The 429-nt window shown below is 48.3% G+C and carries 1 protein-coding gene; it reads right to left on the minus strand.

All coding sequences use genetic code 11. The features are described from left to right. Positions 1–429 (minus strand): c-type cytochrome (locus tag CWC16_RS19795; RefSeq protein ID WP_138542719.1); only part of this gene is annotated, 429 nt, incomplete at both ends.

The following is a 429-nucleotide window of genomic DNA, read 5'->3' on the forward strand; positions in this document are numbered from 1 at the left end:
TATATTTGCCGGTTTGCTTGTATTCCAGAATCTGCTTGGGCGTGATGAGATCACCGGTATTATTACCCCAGGCGTTTCTTTCGTAGGTAATAACAGCCGCAATATCGACTTCACTTAACTGAGCAGCAAAGGCCTGCATAGCTGTGCCTTTCTTACCGTTCACCACAATATCGATATGTGCCTTGATCTGATCTTTCTCGACAGCCATTTTCGAGCCCTTGAGAGCAGGGAAAATCGGTGGCATACCTTCACCGTTAACCTGGTGGCAGGCCGCACAGACTTTCTCGTAAGTCTTCTTACCGCGCTCCATCAGCTCAACCATCGTCCAGTCCTTGCTGGTCAGTTCTCTCTCTTTAGCAGCCGCTTCTTTCTTTTCAGTCAGCCATTTTGCGTAATCTTCTGGTGTTCTGACATCCACCACAATCGGCA

Origin of the sequence: Pseudoalteromonas sp. S3776, from assembly GCF_005886915.1 — a bacterium.
Taxonomy (GTDB): Bacteria; Pseudomonadota; Gammaproteobacteria; order Enterobacterales; family Alteromonadaceae; genus Pseudoalteromonas.